This is a genomic window from Clavibacter rahimiani (genome assembly GCF_052654495.1).
In genome coordinates this window covers 282,465-304,079 of record NZ_CP199790.1, presented here as the reverse complement: position 1 = coordinate 304,079, position 21,615 = coordinate 282,465, and the positions used below count along the sequence as shown (strand labels likewise).

Here is a 21,615-nt window from a genome sequence, read left to right as displayed (position 1 = left end):
GTCCCGGAGGACCCCCATGCACCAGAACCAGAAGCTCGTCCAGGAGCGGATCCTCCGCGCGCTGCATGAGCGGATCACGCCCGCCGTCTACTCCGCGAAGACGCCCGTCTCGCTGCGCGCGTGGATGGCGCCCGACGAGCCCGTGCCCGTCGCGGAGGCCATGCAGCAGGAGTACCTGCCCTTCGAGCTCGGCCAGCCGTGGGGCCGCGCGTGGTCGACGTGGTGGTTCGAGGTCACCGGCGAGGTGCCCGCCGAGTGGGCCGGCCGCACGGTCGAGCTGCTCATCGACCCCGGCTTCATCGGGGACTGGCCGGGCAACCAGGCCGAGTGCCTCGTGCACACCATGGACGGCGTGCCGATCAAGGGGATCCACCCGCGCAACACCTACGTGCGCCTGCACGACGAGGCGGCCGGCGGCGAGCCGGTGCGCTTCCTGATGGAGGCGGCGGGCAACCCCGACATCCTCGTGAACGAGTTCGTGCCCACGCCCTACGGCGACAAGGCGACCGCGCCCGCCGAGCCCATCTACCGCTTCCGCCAGGCCGAGCTCGCCGTGTTCGAGCCCGAGGTGTGGGCCCTGCGCTTCGACGTCGAGGTGCTGTACCAGCTGCTCATGGAGCTGCCCGAGACCGAGCCGCGCCGCCACGAGGTGCTGCGCGCGATCGAGCGCGCGCTCGACGTGCTCGCGATGGACGACATCGTCGGCACCGCGTCCGCCGCCCGCGCCGAGCTCGCCGAGGTGCTGTCCCGCCCCGCGGTGCCGAGCGCCCACACGCTGAGCGGCGTCGGCCACGCCCACATCGACAGCGCCTGGCTCTGGCCCATCCGCGAGACGAAGCGCAAGACCGCCCGCACCTTCTCCAACGTCCTCCGGCTCGCCGAGCAGTACCCCGACTTCCGCTTCGCGTGCTCCCAGGCGCAGCAGTACGTGTGGGTGAAGGAGAACTACCCCACGGTCTTCGCGGGGATCAAGCAGGCCATCGCGGACGGCACCTGGTACCCGGTCGGATCCATGTGGATCGAGCCCGACGGCAACCTGCCGGGCGGCGAGGCGATGATCCGCCAGCTCACGCACGGCATGCGCTTCTTCCAGGAGGAGCTCGGCGTCGAGACGCACGGCGTGTGGTTGCCGGACTCGTTCGGCTACACGGCGTCGTTCCCGCAGATCGCGAAGCTCGCGGGCCTCGACTGGTTCCTCACGCAGAAGCTCTCCTGGAACCAGACCAACACGTTCCCGCACCACACCTTCTTCTGGGAGGGCATCGACGGGTCGCGGATCTTCACCCACTTCCCGCCCATCGACACCTACAACTCCACGCTCGAGGCGGAGGAGACGCACCACGCGGTGCGCCAGTTCCGCGAGAAGGGCCGCGCCACCATGTCGCTCGCGCCCTTCGGCTACGGCGACGGCGGCGGCGGGCCCACGCGCGACATGATGGAGCGCCAGCGCCGCACGGCCGACCTCGAGGGGTCGCCGAAGGTCGTCGTCGAGCACCCGGACGAGTTCTTCCGCAAGGCCGAGGCCGAGTACCCCGACGCACCGGTGTGGGTCGGCGAGCTGTACCTGGAGCTGCACCGCGGCACCTTCACCTCGCACGCCCGCGAGAAGCGCGGCAACCGCCAGGCCGAGCACCGCCTGCGCGAGGCCGAGCTGTGGTGGACGATCGCGGCCGTCCGCACGGGCGCCGAGTACCCGTACGCCGCGCTCGACCGGCTCTGGAAGCAGACCCTGCTGCAGCAGTTCCACGACATCCTCCCCGGCTCCTCCATCACGTGGGTGCACCGGGAGAACGAGGAGGACTACGCCCGCAGCCTCGCCGAGCTCGAGGCGCTCGTCGCCGACGCCATCGCGCGGGTCACGGCGCAGGCCGTCGCCGACGGCGAGGGCGACGGGTCCGGCGCGTTCGCGGTGAACTCGACCGGCCACGCGCGCACGGCGCTCGTGGAGGCGCCCGACGGATCCGCGCTGGCGCTCGTCGCGGTGCCCGGCAGCGGGATCGCGCCGCTCGTCGCCGTGGAGCCGGCCTCCCCCGTCGTGACGACGCGCGCCGACGGCGGCACCGTCCTCGACAACGGGCTGCTCCGCGTGACGCTGGACGCGCGCGGCCTCATCACGTCGATCGTCGACCGGCGCTCCGCCGACCGCGAGCTCGTGCCGGCCGGTCGCGTCGCGAACCTGCTGCAGCTGCACGAGGACATCCCCACCGCGTGGGACGCGTGGGACGTCGACGCGCACTACCGCGCGAGCCGTACCGACCTGGTGGACGCCGCCTCGGTCGAGCTCGTCGAGGACTCGCCCCTCCGCGCCACCGTCGAGGTCGTGCGGCAGTTCGGGCGCTCGCGCGTCGTGCAGCGGGTGTCGCTGCACGCCGACGACGCGCGGATCCACGCGACGGCCGACCTCGACTGGCTCGAGGACGAGAAGCTCCTCAAGGTGACCTTCCCGCTGTCGATCCACGCGCAGCACCACAGCGCGGAGATCCAGTTCGGGCACGTCCGCCGCCCCACGCACACGAACACGTCGTGGGACGAGGCGCGCTTCGAGGTCATGGCCCACCGGTTCGTGCACGTGGAGGAGCCCGGCTACGGCGTCGCCCTCACGAACGCGGGCAGCTACGGCCACGACATCACGCGCACGGTCGGCGCGACGGGCGAGGTGGAGACGGAGCTGCGGATCAGCCTGGTCCGGGCCGCCCGCTCCCCCGACCCCGTGCAGGACATCGGCCACCACCGCTTCGAGTACGCGCTCGTGCCGGGCGTGGGCATCGAGGGCGCGGTCGACGCCGGCCTCGAGCAGAACCTGCCCGTGCGGGTCGTGCACGCGGGTGACGCCTCGGCCGCGCCGCTCGGCACGGCGTCCCCCGCCGAGGTCGACGCGGCACCGGCATCCGCCGACGCCGTCCCGTCGTCCCTGCCGACCGGGGCCGGGCTCGTCTCGGTGCACGGCGGCACGGTGCGGATCGAGGCCCTGAAGCTCGCCGACGACGGCTCGGGCGACGTGATCGTCCGGCTCTACGAGTCGACCGGCGCGCGCGTCGCGACCCGGCTCGGGGCGCACCTCGACGCCGACCGCTTCACCGAGGTGGACGTGCTGGAGCGCCCGCTCGGCGAGGGCTTCCCGCGGTCGCTCGCGTTCGAGCCGGAGGCCGACGGCCGCGGCGTGCGGCTGGTGCTCCGGGCGTTCCAGGTGATCACGGTGCGGATCCACCGGGCCTGACCCGGAGCCGGCGCGACGCCGGCGACGACGCGAGGGCGCGATCCGGCTGAAGCCGGGTCGCGCCCTCGTCGTCGTGCGGGCCGCTAGTTGAGGGCCTTGCCGCCCGTGGTGAGGGGCTCGACCGAGCTGGGGGTCACCGCGAGGGCGAGGCCCGAGAGGCCCAGGCCGAAGAAGAGGAAGTCGTCGACGATCGTGAAGCCGGTGGGCGTGAGGCCGCCGAGCTCGTTGTCGATGATGCTGAGGATCCCCATGAGCGTGAACAGCCCGCCGAACGCGAGGAGCGTGCCGCGGATCGCGCCGGGCCCGATCTGCCGGGTCCCGGCGATCAGCAGCATGACCGCGCTGCCGAGGTAGAGGACGTCGACGAAGAAGTCGACGTTCAGGATCCCGAGGAGGTGCGTCCCCTCGATGAAGAGCCCCACGAACCCGTGGCCGCCGAGAACCGCCGCGACCATCACCATCCACGCCTTGCCCATGTACCGATCCCCTCGACCGCGGACCCGCCGCTCGACGGGCACCATCTCCACCGAACCCGGCCCAGGGCCGCGCGCCAAGGTCCGGCGGCCCGACTCCCAGGATCCGTTGAGGTCCGTCGGGCGGCCGTTCCTCACGGCGAGCCTGGACATCCGCCGACGGCCGACACACTGCTCGATCCCGGGCGTAGCGTCCCACGCACAGGACATCGGCCGGCCCCCGCGCGGCCACGGACAACCACTGGGAGATGCACATGTCAGAACGCAACACCGTCATCCGGAGCATGCACGACCTCGGCCTCGCGGCCTGGTTCGGCGGATCGCTGATGGGCGCCGTCGGCCTCAACGGCGCCGCCGCCGCCGCGAAGGACCCGCAGGAGCGCCTGCGCCTCTCGTCCATCGGCTGGGCCAAGTGGGCGCCCGTCCAGCTCGGCTCGCTCGCGATCCACGCCGTCGGCGGCCTCGGCCTCATCTATGCCAACAAGGGCCGCCTCGCGAGCCAGGGCGAGGCCCGCTCCAACACGAACGTCAAGGCCGTGCTGACCATCGTCGCCGCGAGCACGACGCTCTACTCCGCCCTCGTCGGCGGCAAGATGGCCAAGCACGCGGACGAGGGTGCCGAGGGCACGACCGAGCCCGGCGCCGGCGCCTCGAAGGAGCTCGCGGGCGCGCAGAAGCAGCAGAAGGCGCTGCAGTGGCTCATCCCCGCGATGACCTCGGTGCTCGTCGTCCTCGCCGCGCAGCAGGGCGAGCAGCAGCGTCCCGTCGCCGGCTGGATCGACCGCTTCAAGAGCTAGTCACCACACGTCACGACGGCGGGGTGCCCTACGGGGCGCCCCGCCGTCGTGCGTCCGGGCAGCTTCAGAACGCGTAGCGGATGCGGCAGTACGGCATGATCCGCCGCACGAGAGCGGTGAACTCGGCCACCGCGTCGCCCTTGAGCCCGCGGCGGTAGCGCACGTTGACCGCGCCGTTCTCGCTGACCTTCTGCTCCTGCATCCCCGGCTGCCAGATGAGCTCCTCGGCCTTCGGGTGCCAGCCCATGTTCACCTCGTGGAGCTGCTCGTTGTGCGTGAGCATGATGACCTCGGCCGCGAGCTGCGCCTTGGTGCGGGCGCTGAGCGTGTCGTCGAGCGTGCGGAGCAGCTGCTCCCACTCGGCGCGCCAGCCCGGCGTGAGGATGACGGGCGAGAAGTTGAGGTGCACCTCGTACCCCGCCTCGACGAAGTCGTCGATGGCGGCGATGCGCTCGGCGATGGGCGACGTGCGGATGTCGGTGACGCGCGCGACGGCCTCGGGCATGAGCGAGAAGCGCACGCGCGTGCGGCCCATGGGATCCCAGTCGAGCAGGTCGCGGTTGACGTGCTTGGTGGCGAAGGACGCCTTGGCCGTGGGCGACATGCGGAACAGCTCGACGAGGTCCCGCACGTTCGCGCTCACGCGCGCGTCGGCCGAGCAGTCGCTGTTCTCTCCGATGTCGTAGACCCACGCCTCGGGGTCGCACTGGTTCGCCTCGGTCTTGGGGCCCTGCTTGGCGATGTGGCGGGCCACGTGGCGGTGGATCTGCTCGATGTTCGCGAACACCGTGATGGGGTTGCTGTAGCCCTTGCGTCTCGGCACGTAGCAGTAAGCGCACGCCATGGCGCAGCCGTTCGCGGTCGACGGGGCGATGAAGTCGGCGGAGCGCCCGTTGGGCCGCGTGACGAGCGACTTCTTGACGCCCACGACGAGCGCCTCGGTCTTGATGCGCACCCAGCGCGCGACGTTCGCCTCGTCGCCGTGCACCTCCGGGATCTGCCAGTGCGAGGCCACCTCCACGATGGTCGCGTCCGGCCAGGCGGCCACGATCTCCTGCCCGCGCGGCAGCTCGAGGGCGGCCGGCTCGGCGTAGATGCGCGTGATGTCGAGCAGGCCGCGGCGTGGCCGCGGGTCGGCGACGGGGGCGGGGGTGGTCACGGATCCGTTCTACCGACCACCCCCGACATCGTCGCCGGACCCCGCGGCCGCGGTGCTCAGCAGGTGCTGCGGTACTCGCTGATGTCGAGGCCCACCTGCGGCGCCGGGCAGATGAAGCGCTCGTAGCGCAGGTCGCCGTCGACGTGGCGCTTGAGCCAGGCGATGCTGGCACGCGCGATCGTCGTGTTCGAGACGTTCGGCGCGAAGTGGCTGGCGCCACGGAGCTCCAGGTACGCCTTCTCCGACGCCCGCGTCAGCGACTCGTAGAAGGGCTCGGCGTGGCGGGCCACCGGAGCGGTGCGGTCGTCCTCGGCGCCGATGATGAGCGTGGGCGCCACGACCTCCGGCCAGGTCTTGTCGAGGTTGTAGGGCGTCATCGGGATGACGGCGCGGATGGCGGGGTCGTCCTTCGCGGCCTGCAGGGATCCGCCGCCGCCCATCGAGTGGCCCATGACGGCGAGCCGGGAGCCGTCGACCCGGTCGCGCACGGAGCTGCTCGTCGCGAGGTAGGACAGCGCCGCGCGGAGCTGGTCGCCGCGCGAGCTCGGCTGGTCCGAGGTGGTGAGCGTGTCGATGGTGAACACGACGAAGCCCTGCGACGCGAGCCGCGGCCCGAGCCACGCGATGCTCGACTCCCTGGCCGTGTAGCCCGGGGCGATGGCGACCGCCCCGAACGTCCCCGCGCTCGTGGTCGTCGGGTAGTGGATGGTGCCGCCGCCGAAGCCGCGGGCGGCCAGGCGGGACACGGACGTCTGCGCCACCGGGAACGCCCCGCGCGTCGCCTCGATGCTCGCCGCGCTCGGCTCGGGCCCGCGCTCGAACGGGTTGACGGCCGCCGCCTGGGCGGGGCCGGTGAGCCCCAGGGCGGCTCCCGCCGCCACCAGCATCGTCGCCGTGGTCATGAGCAGGCCGCGCCGGCCGCTCCTCGTGGTCGTGGTCGTGGTCGTGGTCATCGTGTCCTCCCCGCGGACGGTCCGTGCGCCCGTCCGATCCCCCGGGAACACGATCCCGGGCCCCGCGGGCACGTCGTGCGATGGACGCTACATTTGCTCTACCGGTTGGTCAAGCAATCGCCGGGAGCGAGGCGGGAGGCGGCGAGCGGATGGTCGACGACGCGATCGACGGACGGCGGCTGCGCTACGCCCACCGCCGCGGCGAGCTGCTCCGGGCGGCGACCGAGCACGTCCTCGACCACGGCCTCGACGACCTGACCCTGCGCGGGATCGCCGACGGCGTCGGGGTCAGCCACGCCACCCTCGTGCACCACTTCGCGACCCGCGACGCGCTCATCACCGAGATCGTCGAGCGCGTCCTCGCCGAGACGTTCGCGTCCCCGGACCTGGTGGCGGGAGCCGACGACCCGCTGCGGGCGCTGTGGACGCGGGCGACGGATCCCGAGGGACGCCGGCACGTGCGGCTCTTCATCGCGATCACCGGGCGCAGCCTCCACGGCGATCCGCCCTTCGCGGAGGCGGTGGCGCGGTCCGTCCGGGAGCGCACGGCCCTCATCGCCCGGGCGCTGGAGGCGGCGGGACGCCCGCCCGCGGAGGCGTCGGCCGCGGCCACCGTGATCCTCGGCGTGATGCGCGGCCTCATGGTCGACCTGCTCCTCACCGGGGACCGGGATCGTGTCGACGCGGCCTTCGCCGCCTTCGCCGCGGGGCAGTCGCGCGCCGCGGGGCAGGGGTCCGCGGGGCGGATCGCCCCTCCGAGCACGGCCGCGGGACCCGGATCCCGGTAGCCGGGGAGCGAATCCCCGCGTCCTGGGAGCGCGAAGGCATTGTGCACGACCCGACACCGGCGGATCGTGAGCCGAGCGGATGCTCATGGACGAGCCATGCCCACCGCTGAGACCTCCGGAGCGTCACATGTTCGACAGGAAGTTCATCACCCAGGCCATCGACAAGAGCGCGCAGTCGCCGCTCGACCGTCGCCGCTTCTTCAGCGCGGCGGGCGTCGCCGGCCTCGGCGTCGGCGCCGCGGCCCTCATCCCCGCGACGGGCGCCCAGGCGGCCGACGCGCAGGCCGAGGCCGACGCGGGCGCGGTCACCGACGCCGCCGTCCTCAACTTCGCCCTCAACCTCGAGTACCTCGAGGCCGAGTTCTACCTCCGCGCCGTCACCGGCAACGGCCTCGTGCCGAACGACATCTCCGGCGTCGGCACCCCCGGTGGCGTCACGGGCGGCCGCGCGGTCCAGTTCAAGGACTACGCGATCCGCCAGTACGCGTACGAGATCGCGCAGGACGAGAAGGCCCACGTGAAGTTCCTGCGCGCCGCGCTCGGCTCGGCGAAGGTCGCGCGCCCCGCGATCGACCTCGACGCCGCGTTCTCGGCCGCCGCCGCGGCCGCCGGACTCATCAAGCCGGGCGAGAAGTTCGACGCGTTCGCCAACCAGGAGAACTTCCTGCTGGCCTCGTTCATCTTCGAGGACGTGGGAGTCACGGCGTACAAGGGCGCCGCGCCCCTCATCACCAACAAGACGTACCTCGAGGCGGCCGCCGGCATCCTCGCGGTCGAGGCGTACCACGCGGGCATCATCCGCACGCAGCTGTTCGCGCGCGGCCTGGCCGAGCCGGCCAACGCGATCTCGAACGCCCGCGACTCGCTCGACGGCCCGTCGGACCTCGACCAGGGCGTCACCGTCTCGGGCGGCGCGAACCTCGTGCCGACCGACGCGAACGGCATCGCCTTCAGCCGCACGCCCGGCCAGGTCCTCAACATCGTGTACCTGAACAACAAGGCCGTGACGAAGGGCGGGTTCTACCCCAACGGCGTCAACGGTTCGGTCAACACGAGCGCCGCGAACTAGCGGCACCGGGCGGGCCGGGACGCCGTCGAGGCGTCCCGGCCCGTCCCGCCGGGCCACCCGGCCGACGCGCATCGACCCGGCGCGTGACGAACCCGTCCCCGGGGACGTCCACTCCATGACACGCGACCGCTCCCGGTCGCGGAGGACGGAGATCCCATGAGCACCGCTCCTGCGCCCGACCGGCGCCGACGTGCGGCGTCCCCCCTGCGCGCGCTGCCCGCGCCCAGCGGCGCCCCGGCCAGTGGCGCCCCGAGCTCGACCCCGCCCGCTGCCGGCGCGCGGCCGGACGGCTCCGACGCCACCGTCGACACGATCGCGCCGGGTGCGCGCCTCCCGGGCGCCCGCGGAACCGACGACCGCACCGCGGGTCCCGCAGGCGGCGCCGCCGACGCGGCCGCCCCCGCGCTCCGCCGCGGCCACATGGCCGGCACCGACCTCGACGAGGCCCTCGCGCGCTACGGCGCGCTCTACCCCGGCACCGACTTCCACGCCGAGCGCGCGCCCGCCGACTTCTCGTACCAGTACTCCTTCGTGGGCGACGAGAACGTCACGCTCCGCTCCTCCACCTTCCGGGCCGAGCACTGGGGCCGCCTGCCCGTGCTGCCCGACTACGTCGTCACGTGGTGGCGGGAGGGGGCCGGCGCGGTCGACCTCGGCGAGCACGAGGTGCGCTCGAGCGGATCCCGCCCCTTCCTCCTCCCCTTCGGCAGGCCCGCCACCTTCCACTGCACGGCCGGCGTGCAGAACCTCGTGCACATCGACGCCGCCTTCCTCGAGGAGACCGCCGCCGAGGCGCACGAGGGCCGCTCGCGCCCGCTCGTCTTCGACCACGCGCGCCCGCCGTCCGCCGAGAGGACCGCGGCCTGGCGGCGCGCCGTCGGCGAGGCCAGCCCGGCGCTGCGGGACCCCGCGTCGAGCCCGCTGCTCCGGATGCAGGCCGGCCTCCTGGTCGCGCGCGCCACGCTCGAGCTGTTCCCCTGGCACGACGTCCCGTTCAGCGCCGAGATGCGCGCGCCCCGGATGAGCGCCGTCCGCACCGCCATCGAGTACCTGCACCACCACGCCGACCGGCCCATCACGCCGGCCGACGCGGCGCGCGCGGCGGGGATCAGCACGCGCGTGCTCCAGCTCGCCGTCCGACGCTACGAGGACACCACGCCAAGCGCCCTGCTCCGCGGGATCCGGCTCGACCGCGTGCGCGCCGAGCTGATCGAGGCGACGCCCTCCTCCACGACCGTCCGCGCGGTCGCCGAGCAGTGGGGCTTCGGCCACCTGGGCCGGTTCGCCGCGTCCTACGCGGAGCGCTTCGGCGAGCTGCCGAGCGCGACGCTCCGCGGCTGACGCGTCCTCGGGTCCCGTACGCTCGCCCCCGTCCGCGGACGCCCCGTCCGCTCACGCCCTGTCCGCTCACGCCCCGACGGGCGGGATCGCGTGTCCCGGAGGCGAAGCGGGGCGCGGCCTCCCTGGGAGTCGGCTGATCCGCGTGCCGAACCGCGCGGTCCCTGCGTCTGAATGACGAGGCGGATCCGCGAGGCACCCGGATCCTCCCCACGCACCACCCCCGCATCCCCCACGAGAGAGAGACACCATGTCGAGCATCACCCCCACGTCCGCGTCGTCCACCGGCATCACCGGCACCGGCACCACCGGCGGGAAGAACACCATCGCCGACGGCGTGATCGAGAAGGTCGCCGGCATCGCGGCCCGCCAGGTCCCCGGCGTGCACGACCTCGGCAACGGCGCGGCCCGTGCGGTCGGCGCGATCCGCAACGTCATCGGCCAGCAGGACCGCGGCCAGGGCGTCTCCGTCGAGGTCGGCGAGACCCAGGTCGCCGTCGACATCACGCTCATCGCCGAGTACCCCGTCGACCTGCAGCAGGTGGCGGACGACGTGCGCAAGTCCGTCACCGACGCCATCGACCAGGTCGTCGGCATGGAGGTCACCGAGGTCAACGTCACGATCTCCGACGTGAACCTGCCCACCGACAAGCCGTCCGACGACGACGCGGCCGAGAAGCGCGTCCAGTGACCCCCACGACCACGGGCCTCCTCGTCGGGGCGGTCCTCGCCCTCTCCGGTCTCGCCTTCGGCTTCGGCGGCTTCCTCCTCGTCCTGGTCTTCATGGCCGTGGGCTTCGGCGTCGGCCGCGTGCTCGAGGGCAAGCTGGACATCCGCGGCCTCGCCGACGCCCTCCGCGGGCGTCGGTCGTCGTGACCCGCGCGGTGTCGGCCCCCGGGAGCGCCGGGACCCCGTCCGGGGCTCCCCGGGGCCGCACCACGATCACGTCGCGCGCGGTGCGCCGGGTGGTCGCGGCCGTCACCGCCGACGCCCTCGAGGTGCCCGCGCACGACGTCGCCGTCACGCTGACGGACGACCACGGGAAGCTCGCCGTCGAGGCGCGCACCCCGATCCGCATCCCCGCGCTGGCCGCTCGCCCCGAGGCGGGCGGCACCCTGGTGGAGCGCCTCGTCGAGGCGCAGACCCAGGTGCGCGACCGCGTGCTCGACCTCACGGGATCCACCGTGGGCCGGGTCGACCTGCGGATCACGGGCGCGCGCATCCAGGAACGCAGGAGGGTCTCGTGAGCACCGACAGCACGTACCGCCGCCTCGTGCGGCGCGAGACGCACTCGTCGCGCTCGGGCATCGCCATCACGCTGGCCGTGATCCTCATCCTCGTGCTCGCCTGGCTCGGCACCGAGGCGGTCCTCGCGGCCGTCGGCGCGGCGCCGCTCCTGGTGGCTCCCGCGGAAGCCGTCTCGGCCTCCCTCGACGCCGTCGGGGCCCCGGCCGGATGGCTCGTCGCCGCGGGCGCCGTCGTGGCGCTCGTCGGCCTCGCGCTCGTGATCGTGGGGCTCGCGCCCGGCCGTCGCGGTCGCCGCGGCGCCGCATCCACCCGCACCGCCGCGGTGGTCGACGACCGGGTCATCGCCCGCTCGCTCGCCCGCACCGCGAGCTACGCGGGAGGGGTGTCGCCCGAGCAGGTCGACGTCTCCGTGTCGCGCCGCACCGCGCTCGTCCGCCTCACGCCCACCTCGGGCCGCAGCACCGACGTCGGCGCGGTCGAGGAGGCCGTGCGGGCCGAGCTCGCCGGCTACGACTACCGCCCCGCGCTCACCCCCAAGGTGACGCTCGCCGAGGAAGGGAAGGTCGGCTGATGACCGGCACCAACCGCGGGCTCAACCGCCTGCTCGTGATCGTGGTGGGGCTCGTCCTCCTGGTCGTCGGCGCCGCCGTCGCGGTGGGGGCCGTCCTGCCGGACGTGCGGGCCGCCGTCGCGGGCGCCGCCTCCGACGCCCGGGGCCCCGCCGGCGACGCCCTCTCCGGCGGGCAGCCGTGGATCCTCTGGGTCGTCGCGGCCGCCGCGCTCGTCCTGATCCTGGTGCTGGCGTGGTTCGCGCTCCGCCAGGGCCACGGCCGCACCGGCACGCTGCTCCGCCGCGCGCCCGGGGAGGACGCGACGTCGCCCACCGGCGGGTCGCTCGTCATCGACGCGAAGGTCGCCGAGCAGATGCTGGAGGAGGCCCTCGGGCACGACCCCGCCATCGTCTCGATCGACGTCAGCGCGTTCGAGGTCAAGCGCTCCACGGTGCTCCGGATCACGGCGGTCGCCCGCCGCGGCGTCTCGCCGGTCGCGGTCCGCCGCACGGTGGACGAGGCCGTGGCACGCTGGGACGCGGTGCTCGGCACCGAGGTCCCGGTCGTCATCCAGATCACCGGCGGCCTCCGCTCGAGCATGACGAGCGGCACCCGCCTGGCCTGATCCGCCGTCCGCCCCGGCACGGATCCCCGCGATCCGCACCGGGGCGGACGCCCGCCCGACCTCCACGAGAGAAGAGACGCACCATGACCGACGACGACAGCTCCTCCCGCGGCGGCTGGCTCGGCGGGTCCTTCGCCCAGAAGGCCGTCGACCCGCTGCTCCGCGCCGTGCGCGCCGAGATCGACTCGGCGAAGCGCGAGGTCGGCGAGCGCGTCCGGTCCGCCCGCTCGGGCGCGATCCTGCTGGGCGCGGGCATCGCGCTCGGGCTCGTGTCGCTGGGGCTCCTGGCCGCGGTGATCGTGGCGCTCCTGCTGATCGCGCTGCCGCTCTGGGCGGCGACGCTCATCACGCTCGCGCTCTTCGGCGTCGCGAGCGCGCTCGTCGTGCGCGCGGGCCTCGCCCGGCTCTCCCGCGGCGTGCCCGTGCCGACGGACACGCTGGCCCACGCGCGCGACCGCATCCGCCCGGGCGACCGCGGCGCGGCGCGCGACGCCTCCGACGGGACCCCGGGATCCGGCACCCCGCCGTCGCCCACCCCGTCCGCCTGACGCGGATCCGCGCGACCTCCGCGACGCCCGGCGCCCCCCCTGTGGACGCCGGGCGTCGTCGCGCTCCGGCCTCCCGTAGGTTGACCGTTCACGCCCGCTCGGCCCGGCGGCACCACGCGTCGCCATCCGGCCCTCGGACAACCGCAGACCGCCGTCCTCCGGACTCGTCGCCCGCCTCGCGGGCGGTCTGCTCGGTGGTCCGGCATGGGAGGCACACCGATGAACCTGTCCCGACGCTCCATCCTGGGCGGCGCCCTCGCCGCCGTCCCCGTCGCCCTGCTCGCCGCAGGGCCCGCGCACGCCGACGAGGCCGCGCCCGCCGCGCCCGCCGCATCCGGCGCTCCCCTCGCCTCGAACGGGCGCGCCGTCGTCCGCGACATCCAGCAGCAGCTGGTCGCCCGCTACGGCGCCCGCCCCGGCTTCCCCGCCGTCGTCACCGACGGCGTGTGGACGGGGGACGCCCACCAGGCCCTCATCCACGCGCTCCAGCTCGAGATCGGCATCGCGGAGGCCACCGCGAACGGCGTCTTCGGGCCGCTCACGCGCACGACGCTGAAGCAGCAGCCCGAGCTCACCGTGGGATCCGCCGACACTACCGGCTACCTCGGCCACCTGCTCCAGGCGTCGCTCGTGGTCATGAGCACGTGGGACGGCCCGGTCGACGGCCGCTTCTCCGCCGAGCAGGCCACGCGCCTCGCCCAGTTCCAGCGCACGGTCGCCCTCCCCGAGACCGGCCGCGCCGACTACCGCACCTGGGCGGCGCTGCTCGCGAGCAACGGCGACCCGACGCGCCCCGGCGCCGCGGCCGACGGGATCACGGTCATCACGGCGGCGCGCGCGACGACCCTGAAGGACGCCGGCTTCAGCGTCGTCGGCCGCTACCTCACCGACTCCGACCGGCCGGACGCGCTCGCGAAGCGCATCCAGGACGGCGAGCTGCAGGCCATCTTCGCCGCCGGCCTGAAGGTCTTCCCGATCTTCCAGGAGGGCGGTACCGACGCCACGTACTTCTCGTACGACCTCGGCGTGCGCGCGGCCGGCCGGGCCGTCGACGCCGCCGACCGCCTCGGGTTCCTGCCCGGCACGGTCATCTACTACGCCGTCGACTTCGACGCCACGCGCGCCGAGGTCGAGACGCACCTGGAGCCGTACTTCCGCGGGATCCACGCCGAGCTCCAGCGCCGCGGCTGCGCCTACCGGGTCGGCGTCTACGCGGGCCGCCGCATCTGCGCCACGCTCGCGGCCGCGCACCTCACGGAGCTCAGCTACGTGGCCGACATGTCCACGGGCTGGGGGGCGAACCTCGGCGTGCGGATCCCGGAGAACTGGGCGTTCGACCAGATCCTCGAGCACACCATCGGCGCGGGCGACCAGGCGTTCGACGTCGACACCAACGTGGTCTCGGGCCGCGACCCGGGGCAGTCGAGGGTCGCGCCCCGTCCCTGATCGGCGGCGCCGCCTACGTCGGATCCGCGTCCCCGGGGCCGCCCGGACGATTCCCCCTCGTGGGGGACGCCCGGGCGGCCCCGTTCCGTTGGGATGGGGGCATGGTCCCGTCCCCGCTCCGCCCGACCCGCCCATCCCGCCGTCCCCGCCGCGCGCGCCTCGCGATCGCCCTCGCGGTCGCCGCCGTGACCGCCCTCGCGACCGGCTGCTCGGCGTCGCCCGCGGCGCCGGCGGATCCCGCGAGCACGCCGGCCGCTGAGCCCGTGGTGCTGCCGTCGTCGCCCGTGGGCCAGCAGGCGCGGTGGCTGCTCGACACCGTCAACGCGGAGGACGAGGTCCCCGTGCAGGAGACGGGCGAGCGCCTCGCGCAGGTGATGCTCGACGCGGCGTCCGCGGAGGAGATCGCGGCCGTGCTCGAGGACGTGCGCGACGGCCGCCCGTGGACCGCGACCGCCTACGAGGAGCAGGGAGCGCAGTCGGTGACCACCATCGCGAGCGCGGACGCCGGCACCTTCGACATGCAGGTCGCGGTCGACGACGCGGGCCTCATCATGGGCCTGTTCTTCGGCGAGCCCGAGCCCGAGCGGGAGCCCGCGACCAGCTGGGACGCGCTCGAGGAGCAGGCCGCGGCCCTCGGCGGCGACGTGTCGCTCACGGTCACCCGCGTCGAGGACGCCGCGCTCGGCGAGCGGATCCTCGAGGTGCTGCCCGACGGCGTCGCCGCGTCCGACGCGCGGCCCATCGGATCCATCGTGAAGCTCTACGTGCTCGGCGCGCTCGTGCGCGCGGTCGAGGAGGGCCGGATCGGCTGGGACGACCCGCTGACCGTCACCGACGACGTGCGCAGCCTCCCCTCCGGCGAGCTGCAGGACGCCCCGACCGGCACCGTGGTCTCCGTGCGCGAGGCCGCCGGGAAGATGATCTCGATCAGCGACAACACGGCCACCGACATGGTCATCGCCGCCGTCGGGCGGGAGCGCGTCGAGGCGGCGCTCGCGGACCTCGGCCACGCGGATCCGCCGCGCAACGTGCCGCTGATGACCACGCGCGACCTGTTCCGCGTCGGCTGGCAGGACGACGGCGCCCTGCGCGCGCGGTGGGCCGACGCCGACGCTGCCGAGCGCCGCGCGCTCCTCGACGCGCTGCCCGGCGGCGTGGTCGACCTGCCGGTGACCGCGGTGACGGACGTGGCCTGGACCGCCGGCGCCGACTGGTTCGCGACGCCCGACGACATCGCCCGCGCGCACCTGCGCCTCGCGGAGCTGGCGGAGACGCCCGCCGGGGAGCCCGTGCGCGGGATCCTCGCGGCGAACCCCGGCTTGCCCGAGCCGGAGCGCTTCGACCACGTGGCGTTCAAGGGCGGCAGCTCGGTGGGCACGTTCGCGCTCGCGTACCTCGTGGAGGACGGCGACGACGCGTGGACGGTGGTCGTGCAGGCCGCGGCGCGCGAGGCGTCCGGGCTCGAGCGGCCGTCCGCGTACGCGGGCCTCGCGGCCGACGCGGCGGCCCTGCTGGCGGGATCCGGCCGTGGTTGACTCCGTACGCGGCGGGGGCCGCGCGAGGGGAGCACGATGACGGACGACCGCGGATCCGACGAGCCGGCGGTCGCCGCCGAGGTCCTGGAGGCATCGCTCGAGATCGGGCGGCGACGGCCCGTCCGACGGGCGGTCCGCGCGATCGGCGCCCTCGCGCTGGCGGTGGTCGGCGCCGGGGACGCGGACGACCTCGGCCGGGAGTCGGACCTCGTCGTCCGGCGCATCGACACGGGGCGCGAGGTCCTGCGGACGAACGCCGGCGGCCTGACGGACGCGGACCTCCTGCTGCAGCGCGTGCGCCTCGACCTCGAGACCCGGAGCGTGCGCGACTTCGTGGCCGACTGGCGGCTGATGGACGCCGACCCGGACGCGGGCCGGGGCACCGGCACGGGAGGGACCGGTGCGTGAGCGCGCGGGCGTCCGGCCCGCCCGCGTCCCCTCGGCCCCGTCCCGCCTCGCGCGCGTGCGCCTCGGGCTCGTCGCCGCGCTGCTCGCCGTGCTCGCGATCCCGCTCGGCCTCGCCGGGCCCGCCGCGCCCGCGCACGCCGGCGTCGACGACTTCGCCTTCCGGTCCTTCGACGCCGTCTACCGGCTGTCGACCGACGCGGACGGCCGCTCCGTCCTCCGCACCACCGAGACGCTCGTGGCCGAGTTCCCCGACCGCGACCAGAACCGCGGGATCCGCCGCGAGCTCGTCGCGGGCTACGACGGGCACCCCACCGGCTTGCGCGTGCTGTCCGTGACGGACGAGTCCGGGAACCCGCGCGCCTACGAGTCCGACTCGGACGACGGCGCACTGGTCCTGACGATCGCCGACGACGGCTTCGTGCGCGGCGCGCAGACCTACGTCATCGAGTACGAGCAGCACGACGTGACCCGCGCCTACGCCGACACGGGCGCCGAGGAGTTCTACTGGGACGTCAACGGCCTCGGCTGGGCGCAGCCGTTCGGGCGCGTGACGGCGACCGTGGAGATCGCGCCGGACCTCCTCCCCCGGCTCACGGGCGACGCGGACGCGGCCTCCGGTCCCGCGGGCGCGGACGGGCCCGCGGAGATCACCCGGACCGCGGAGGGCTTCCGGGCGTCCGCGGACGACCTCGGCCCGCGCGAGGGGCTCAGCCTCTCCTTCGGCTTCACGCCGGGCACGTTCACGCCGCGCGACTCGTCGTTCCTCGCGGCGCCGTGGCCGTCGCTCTCGCTCGCGGGCGCCCTGCTCGCGCTGGCCGCCGCCGCGGGCGCGGTCGTGCTGCGCCGCCGACGCCTGGCGGACGCGCCCGGGCGCGGGATCGTCGTGGCCGAGTACGACCCGCCGGAGGGCGTCGGCCTGCTCGTCTCGTCGGTGATCTCCGGGAACGCCGCGCGCGCCACGACGGCGCTCCTGCTCGACCTGGCGGTGCGCGGCGCCGTGCGGATCCTCGAGCGCGACGCCGGCCGGAAGCCGTCCTTCGCGCTGGAGCTGGTGGATCCGGCGCGCGTCACCGACCCCGACGAGCGCCGGTTCGTCGCCGCGGTCTTCGGCGACGGCGCGGGGGCCGGCGCGACCACGGACCTGAAGCGCGCGGACGCGAAGATCACCACGCGGATCCAGAAGCTGATGACGGGGGTCCGGAAGCGCACCGTGACGGACGGCCTGCGGAAGCCGATCCCGGTGGGCCCGATCGTGCTGCTGCTCGTCGCCGCGTCGCTCGGCATGGCCGCCGCGATCGCGTTCGCGGTGCTCGCGCTGGTCGGCGCCTACGGCGGGGGCGTCGTCGTGGCCTTCCTCGTGGCCGGCGTGGTCGGGCTGACCGTGACGATCGTCGCGGTCGCGCGGCTCCCGCTCACCGAGCGGGGCGTCGCGCTGCGCGACCACCTGGCGGGCCTCCGCGAGTTCATCCGGCTGGCCGAGGCCGACCGGATCCGCATGCTGCAGTCACCCGCGGGCGCCGAGCGCCGCGACCTGCCGCGCGACGACCGCGACGTGCTCCGCCTCACCGAGGAGCTGCTGCCGTACGCCGCCATGTTCGGCCAGGAGCGCGAGTGGGGCGACGAGCTCGGCCGCCGCTACGAGCACCAGCGCAGCCGGCCGGGCTGGTACGCCGGCCAGTCGCCGTTCGCGCCCGCGGCGTTCGCCAGCAGCCTCGGCTCGGTGTCGTCGAGCATGCACGGCGCGTACTCCGGGTCGAGCTCGAGCGGCGGATCCACGGGAGGGACGACCTCCGGCGGCGGCGGTGGAGGAGGCGGGGGCGGCGGCGTGTGACCGCAGCTCGGGCCGGGCGCGAACCGCGCGCGAGCCGCGCGCGTCAGCCGTCGACCGGCCGCACCCAGTACGCGTAGCGCGACACGGTCACGAAGCCGAGGTCGGCGTACAGCGGGCGGGCGCCCGCGTTCGCCTCGACCACCTGCAGCCAGAGCGCGGTGATCCCCCGCTCCCGCCCGGCCTCCACCGCGGCCGCCATGGCCGCCCGGGACAGGCCGCGGCGCCGGGCCTCGGGCCGGGTCGCGACCGCGTAGAGGCCGCCCCAGCCGTCGACGAGGGCGAGGCGAGCGGTCGCGAGGACGCGCGGCGCGGATCCGTCGGCGGCGACCCGCTCGCGCACCGCCGCGTACACGGCGGGGCCGCGCGTGAGGATCCTGTGCGCGACGTCGAGCTCCGCGGATCCGCCGCGTCCGTCCACGCTCCACCACGCGTCGAGCCACGCGTCGTCGGGCGCGGCGGCGACCGTGACCGTGAGCGCGGGATCCGCGAGCCGCGCCTCCCCCAGCCGACCCGCGACCGCGTCGGCGACGGCCACCTGCGCGAGCGTCCGCGCCTCCTCGACGTAGCCGCGCGCCGCCAGCCGGGCCGCGAGGTCGGCGGGGTCCGACGCGGGCGACACCTGCACGCACGCGGGGATCCCGTGGGCGCGCGCGAAGGCCTCGGCCGCGTCGAGCGCGGCGTCGGGATCCGCGACCGGCCCCGCGGGCAGCACCGAGTTGGCGCGCTTGGTCACGCCCCCGGCCGCGCGGAGGATCCAGCCGCCGTGCCGCTCCCGGTGCTCGGCGGGCCAGCCGCGGTCGGCCAGGTCGTCGAGGAGGGCGGCCGCAGCGCGCGGGTCGAGACCGCGCACGACGGCAGCGGAGGCGGGAGCCCCGGGATCCCCCGCGGTCACGCGAGCGGCCCGGCGTCCGCCTCGCCCCGCGACACGTCGTCGTCCGCGTCGGCGGCCCGCAGCACGCGGAGGGCGTTGCCGCCCGCGAGCGCCCGCAGGTCGTCGTCGGACCAGCCGCGCTCCGCGAGCGCGGCGATGAGCGCGGGGTAGCGGGACACGTCCTCGAGGCCGTCGGGCGTGCGGTCGACGCCGTCGTAGTCGCCGCCGAGGCCCACGTGCCGGGGTCCGGCGACCTCGCGGATCCGCTCCACGTGCCGCACGACGTCGGCGAGCGTCGCGCGCGGCCGCTCGCCGGGGCGCCGGGCGGCGACGGCCTGCACGCCCTCGTGGTCGCGCGGGTCGACGCCCTCCGCGATCGCGAGCATCAGCGTCTCGTCGTGCCACTCCGCCACGGCGGGCGACACGAACTGCGGCACGAACGTCGCCATGCAGACGCCGTCGTTCCCGGGCAGCGACTGGAGCACGTCGTCGGGCACGTTGCGCGGCACGTCGCACTCCGCGCGCGCCCCCGAGTGGCTGAACAGCACCGGCCGGCGGGCGATCCGCAGCGCGTGCCGCATCACGTCGGCCGACACGTGCGAGAGGTCGACGATCATGCCGATCCGCTCCATCTCGGCCACCACCCGCTCGCCCGCGGCGCTCAGGCCGTGGTGCACGGGCGCGTCGGTCGCCGAGTCGGCCCAGGCGACGTTCGCGTTGTGCGTGAGCGTCATGTAGCGGACCCCGAGCACGCGCATCGTGCGGAGCGCGCCGAGGGAGCCGCCGATCGAGTGGCCGCCCTCCATGCCGAGCAGCGACGCGATGCGGCCGGACGCGACGACGCGGTCCACGTCGTCGGCGGTCACGGCGAGCGCGAGCCGCTCGGGGTGCGCGGCGACGAGGCGCCGCACCACGTCGATCTGCTCGATGGTCGAGCGCACCGGGTCGACGCCCGGGAGGTCCGGCACCCACACCGACCAGAACTGCGCCGCGACCCGGCCGCGCACGAGGCGCGGCAGGTCGGTGTGCAGGCCCGGCACGGCGTCCTCGACGGCGAGGCGCGCGAGCACGGCGTCGGACACGGACGCGCTCGGCCCGCCCTCCCGCACCGCGCGCTCGCGCAGCGCCCACGCGAGGTCGTCGTGCCCGTCGACGACGCCCTGGCCGTCCAGGATCCGGTCGACCCGCTGGGCGGTCGTCGGATGCGCGGGCGCCAGGGCGTCGTCGGTCGTCACGGGCGGATCAGCGCCCGGTGCCGTCGACCGCGAGCGGCTCGATGGCGGCGAGCTCCTCGTCGGTCAGCGCCGGGGCGCCGGCCGCGGCCACGTTCTGCTCCAGCTGCTCCACGCTCGAGGCGCCGATGAGCGCGCTCGTGATCCCCGGGTGCCGCAGCACCCACGTCAGCGCGAGCTGCGCGAGCGTCTGCCCGCGCCCCTCGGCGACGGCCTGGAGGCCGCGGGCGCGCTCGAGGTACGTGCCCGAGACGGCGGACTCGTCGAGGAAGCCGCTGGTGGCGGCGCGCGAGTCGGAGGGGATGGATCCGGACAGGTAGCGGTCGGTGAGCAGCCCCTGCGCGAGCGGCGAGAAGACGATGCAGCCGGATCCGGCCTCCTCCAGCACGGGCAGCAGCCCGCCCTCGACGTGCCGGTTGAACATGGAGTAGCTCGGCTGGTGGATCGTCAGCGGGACCTTGTGCTCGGCGAGCGCCGCGACCGCGCGCTCCGTCTGCTCGGGCGAGTAGTTGCTGATGCCGGCGTAGAGCGCCTTGCCCTGCTGCACCGCGGTCGCGAGCGCGCCCATGGTCTCCTCGATGGGCGTCTCGGGGTCGGGGCGGTGCGAGTAGAAGACGTCGACGTACTCGAGGCCCATGCGGCCGAGGCTCTGGTCGAGGGACGCGAGCATCGACTTGCGGGATCCCCACTCCCCGTAGGGGCCCTCCCACATGTGGTAGCCGGCCTTGGAGGAGATGACGATCTCGTCGCGGTACGGGCGGAGGTCCTCGGCGAGGATCCGGCCGAACGCGGTCTCGGCGCTGCCGGGGGGCGGGCCGTAGTTGTTGGCGAGGTCGAAGTGGGTGATGCCGAGGTCGAAGGCGCGGCGCACGATGGCGCGCTGGGTGTCGATCGGGCGGGCGGTGCCGAAGTTGTGCCAGAGGCCGAGCGAGAGCTCGGGGAGCTTGAGGCCGCTGCGGCCGGAGCGGCGGTACGGCATGGACGAGTAGCGATCGGGATGAGCGACGTAGGTCATGTCCCGAGCGTACCGAGGGGGTGGCGCCCGCCCGGCGGCGCCGGTCCTCCCACGGCCGCGCCGCCGCGTCGACCCCCTAGGCGCGGCGGGCCGGAGGGCCTTCACTGGAGGGGTGCACACGATCCACTACGCCGACGGGCGGTACCTGACGGGTGACGAGGTCGCGGTCGCGGTCGTCGACTACGCGGAGGCGCTCGCCCGCGAGGGCACGGCCGCCGCGACCGTCGTCATCCCGGTGCGCGCCGACGACGGGTCGGTCCAGCGCGTGGAGCTCCTCATCGGACCGGCGAGCCAGATCGTCATCGAGGCCGGCGACCCCTCCGACGACGAGCTGCTGGATCCCGAGCTCGTCGAGCGGATCCGCGCGGCCACCGTGCGCGCCCGGCAGAAGCAGAACGGCACGCGCGTCTCGGAGGACCACCAGGACGGCGCGTCCGTCCCCGGGCTCGAGGACCTCGACCGGTAGCTCCGGCACCGCGCCGCGCCGCTCCCGCACGCTGGCCCGGCGTCG

The 21,615-nt window shown here is 75.0% G+C and carries 22 protein-coding genes; 16 read left to right on the top strand and 6 right to left on the bottom strand.

Annotated features, from left to right (window positions below; all coding sequences use genetic code 11):
- Positions 1-16 precede the first annotated feature (16 nt).
- Positions 17-3,217, top strand: a complete 3,201-nt coding sequence (locus tag ACT7CP_RS01470) for an alpha-mannosidase (protein ID WP_445443081.1) — start codon at positions 17-19, stop codon at positions 3,215-3,217.
- 83 nt (positions 3,218-3,300) lie between these two features.
- Here ACT7CP_RS01470 and ACT7CP_RS01465 read toward each other — a convergent pair whose 3' ends face one another.
- Positions 3,301-3,693 carry a hypothetical protein gene (locus ACT7CP_RS01465; RefSeq protein WP_445443080.1) on the bottom strand — a complete coding sequence of 131 codons (393 nt, stop codon included), beginning with the start codon at positions 3,691-3,693 and terminating at the stop codon, positions 3,301-3,303.
- Between the two features lie 251 nt (positions 3,694-3,944).
- On the opposite strand from ACT7CP_RS01465, the gene ACT7CP_RS01460 reads away from it, so the two are divergent.
- On the top strand, positions 3,945-4,487 hold the full coding sequence (locus ACT7CP_RS01460; RefSeq protein WP_445443079.1) for a hypothetical protein: 543 nt from the start codon (positions 3,945-3,947) through the stop codon (positions 4,485-4,487).
- Between the two features lie 64 nt (positions 4,488-4,551).
- Here the strand turns inward: ACT7CP_RS01460 and ACT7CP_RS01455 are convergent, their stop codons facing one another.
- Positions 4,552-5,646 carry a spore photoproduct lyase family protein gene (locus ACT7CP_RS01455; protein WP_445443078.1) on the bottom strand — a complete coding sequence of 365 codons (1,095 nt, stop codon included), beginning with the start codon at positions 5,644-5,646 and terminating at the stop codon, positions 4,552-4,554.
- Positions 5,647-5,702: 56 nt separating this feature from the next.
- A complete protein-coding gene (locus ACT7CP_RS01450) occupies positions 5,703-6,599 on the bottom strand; it encodes a poly(ethylene terephthalate) hydrolase family protein (RefSeq protein ID WP_445443077.1) in 897 nt (298 codons plus the stop codon).
- Positions 6,600-6,748: 149 nt separating this feature from the next.
- Between ACT7CP_RS01450 and ACT7CP_RS01445 the strand changes: the two genes are divergently transcribed.
- The 13 genes from ACT7CP_RS01445 (at position 6,749) to ACT7CP_RS01385 (ending at position 17,986) form a co-directional block, all read left to right on the top strand.
- Complete coding sequence (locus ACT7CP_RS01445; RefSeq protein ID WP_445443076.1) at positions 6,749-7,387, top strand: TetR/AcrR family transcriptional regulator; 639 nt, start codon at positions 6,749-6,751, stop codon at positions 7,385-7,387.
- Positions 7,388-7,514: 127 nt separating this feature from the next.
- On the top strand, positions 7,515-8,456 hold the full coding sequence (locus tag ACT7CP_RS01440) for a ferritin-like domain-containing protein (protein WP_413962111.1): 942 nt from the start codon (positions 7,515-7,517) through the stop codon (positions 8,454-8,456).
- A gap of 156 nt (positions 8,457-8,612) precedes the next feature.
- Complete coding sequence (locus tag ACT7CP_RS01435) at positions 8,613-9,797, top strand: AraC family transcriptional regulator (protein ID WP_445443075.1); 1,185 nt, start codon at positions 8,613-8,615, stop codon at positions 9,795-9,797.
- A gap of 247 nt (positions 9,798-10,044) precedes the next feature.
- A complete protein-coding gene (locus tag ACT7CP_RS01430; RefSeq protein ID WP_445443074.1) occupies positions 10,045-10,485 on the top strand; it encodes an Asp23/Gls24 family envelope stress response protein in 441 nt (146 codons plus the stop codon).
- Positions 10,482-10,670: a DUF2273 domain-containing protein gene (locus tag ACT7CP_RS01425; protein ID WP_413962108.1), complete on the top strand. Its 189-nt coding sequence runs from the start codon at positions 10,482-10,484 to the stop codon at positions 10,668-10,670. The genes ACT7CP_RS01430 and ACT7CP_RS01425 overlap by 4 nt, the downstream gene beginning before the upstream one ends.
- Before the next feature lie 80 nt (positions 10,671-10,750).
- A complete protein-coding gene (locus ACT7CP_RS01420; protein WP_413962107.1) occupies positions 10,751-11,041 on the top strand; it encodes a hypothetical protein in 291 nt (96 codons plus the stop codon).
- Positions 11,038-11,613, top strand: coding sequence for a hypothetical protein (locus ACT7CP_RS01415; protein WP_413962106.1), 576 nt, complete (start codon positions 11,038-11,040; stop codon positions 11,611-11,613). Before ACT7CP_RS01420 ends, ACT7CP_RS01415 begins: the two co-directional genes overlap by 4 nt.
- Positions 11,613-12,218 (top strand): hypothetical protein, encoded by a 606-nt coding sequence (locus ACT7CP_RS01410; protein ID WP_413962105.1) that lies wholly within the window; start codon positions 11,613-11,615, stop codon positions 12,216-12,218. The genes ACT7CP_RS01415 and ACT7CP_RS01410 overlap by 1 nt, the downstream gene beginning before the upstream one ends.
- A gap of 83 nt (positions 12,219-12,301) precedes the next feature.
- A complete protein-coding gene (locus tag ACT7CP_RS01405; protein ID WP_445443073.1) occupies positions 12,302-12,766 on the top strand; it encodes a phage holin family protein in 465 nt (154 codons plus the stop codon).
- A gap of 219 nt (positions 12,767-12,985) precedes the next feature.
- The gene (locus ACT7CP_RS01400; protein ID WP_445443072.1) at positions 12,986-14,212 is read left to right on the top strand and encodes a glycoside hydrolase domain-containing protein; all 1,227 of its coding nucleotides are present in this window, start codon (positions 12,986-12,988) and stop codon (positions 14,210-14,212) included.
- A gap of 101 nt (positions 14,213-14,313) precedes the next feature.
- Positions 14,314-15,747: a serine hydrolase gene (locus tag ACT7CP_RS01395; RefSeq protein WP_445443071.1), complete on the top strand. Its 1,434-nt coding sequence runs from the start codon at positions 14,314-14,316 to the stop codon at positions 15,745-15,747.
- A 36-nt stretch (positions 15,748-15,783) separates the two neighbouring features.
- Positions 15,784-16,155, top strand: coding sequence for a hypothetical protein (locus ACT7CP_RS01390; protein ID WP_445443070.1), 372 nt, complete (start codon positions 15,784-15,786; stop codon positions 16,153-16,155).
- Complete coding sequence (locus tag ACT7CP_RS01385) at positions 16,148-17,986, top strand: DUF2207 family protein (RefSeq protein WP_445443069.1); 1,839 nt, start codon at positions 16,148-16,150, stop codon at positions 17,984-17,986. Before ACT7CP_RS01390 ends, ACT7CP_RS01385 begins: the two co-directional genes overlap by 8 nt.
- Before the next feature lie 43 nt (positions 17,987-18,029).
- Here the strand turns inward: ACT7CP_RS01385 and ACT7CP_RS01380 are convergent, their stop codons facing one another.
- From ACT7CP_RS01380 to ACT7CP_RS01370, 3 genes are read right to left on the bottom strand one after another with little or no spacing between them, the layout of a single operon-like run.
- Positions 18,030-18,836 carry a GNAT family N-acetyltransferase gene (locus ACT7CP_RS01380; protein ID WP_445443068.1) on the bottom strand — a complete coding sequence of 269 codons (807 nt, stop codon included), beginning with the start codon at positions 18,834-18,836 and terminating at the stop codon, positions 18,030-18,032.
- A gap of 38 nt (positions 18,837-18,874) precedes the next feature.
- Entirely contained in the window at positions 18,875-20,092 is a 1,218-nt protein-coding gene (locus ACT7CP_RS01375; protein ID WP_445443067.1) for a dipeptidase, read from the bottom strand.
- A 7-nt stretch (positions 20,093-20,099) separates the two neighbouring features.
- Entirely contained in the window at positions 20,100-21,104 is a 1,005-nt protein-coding gene (locus ACT7CP_RS01370; RefSeq protein WP_445443066.1) for an aldo/keto reductase, read from the bottom strand.
- A gap of 112 nt (positions 21,105-21,216) precedes the next feature.
- On the opposite strand from ACT7CP_RS01370, the gene ACT7CP_RS01365 reads away from it, so the two are divergent.
- On the top strand, positions 21,217-21,570 hold the full coding sequence (locus ACT7CP_RS01365) for a hypothetical protein (RefSeq protein WP_445443065.1): 354 nt from the start codon (positions 21,217-21,219) through the stop codon (positions 21,568-21,570).
- The last annotated feature ends 45 nt before the right edge of the window (positions 21,571-21,615 follow it).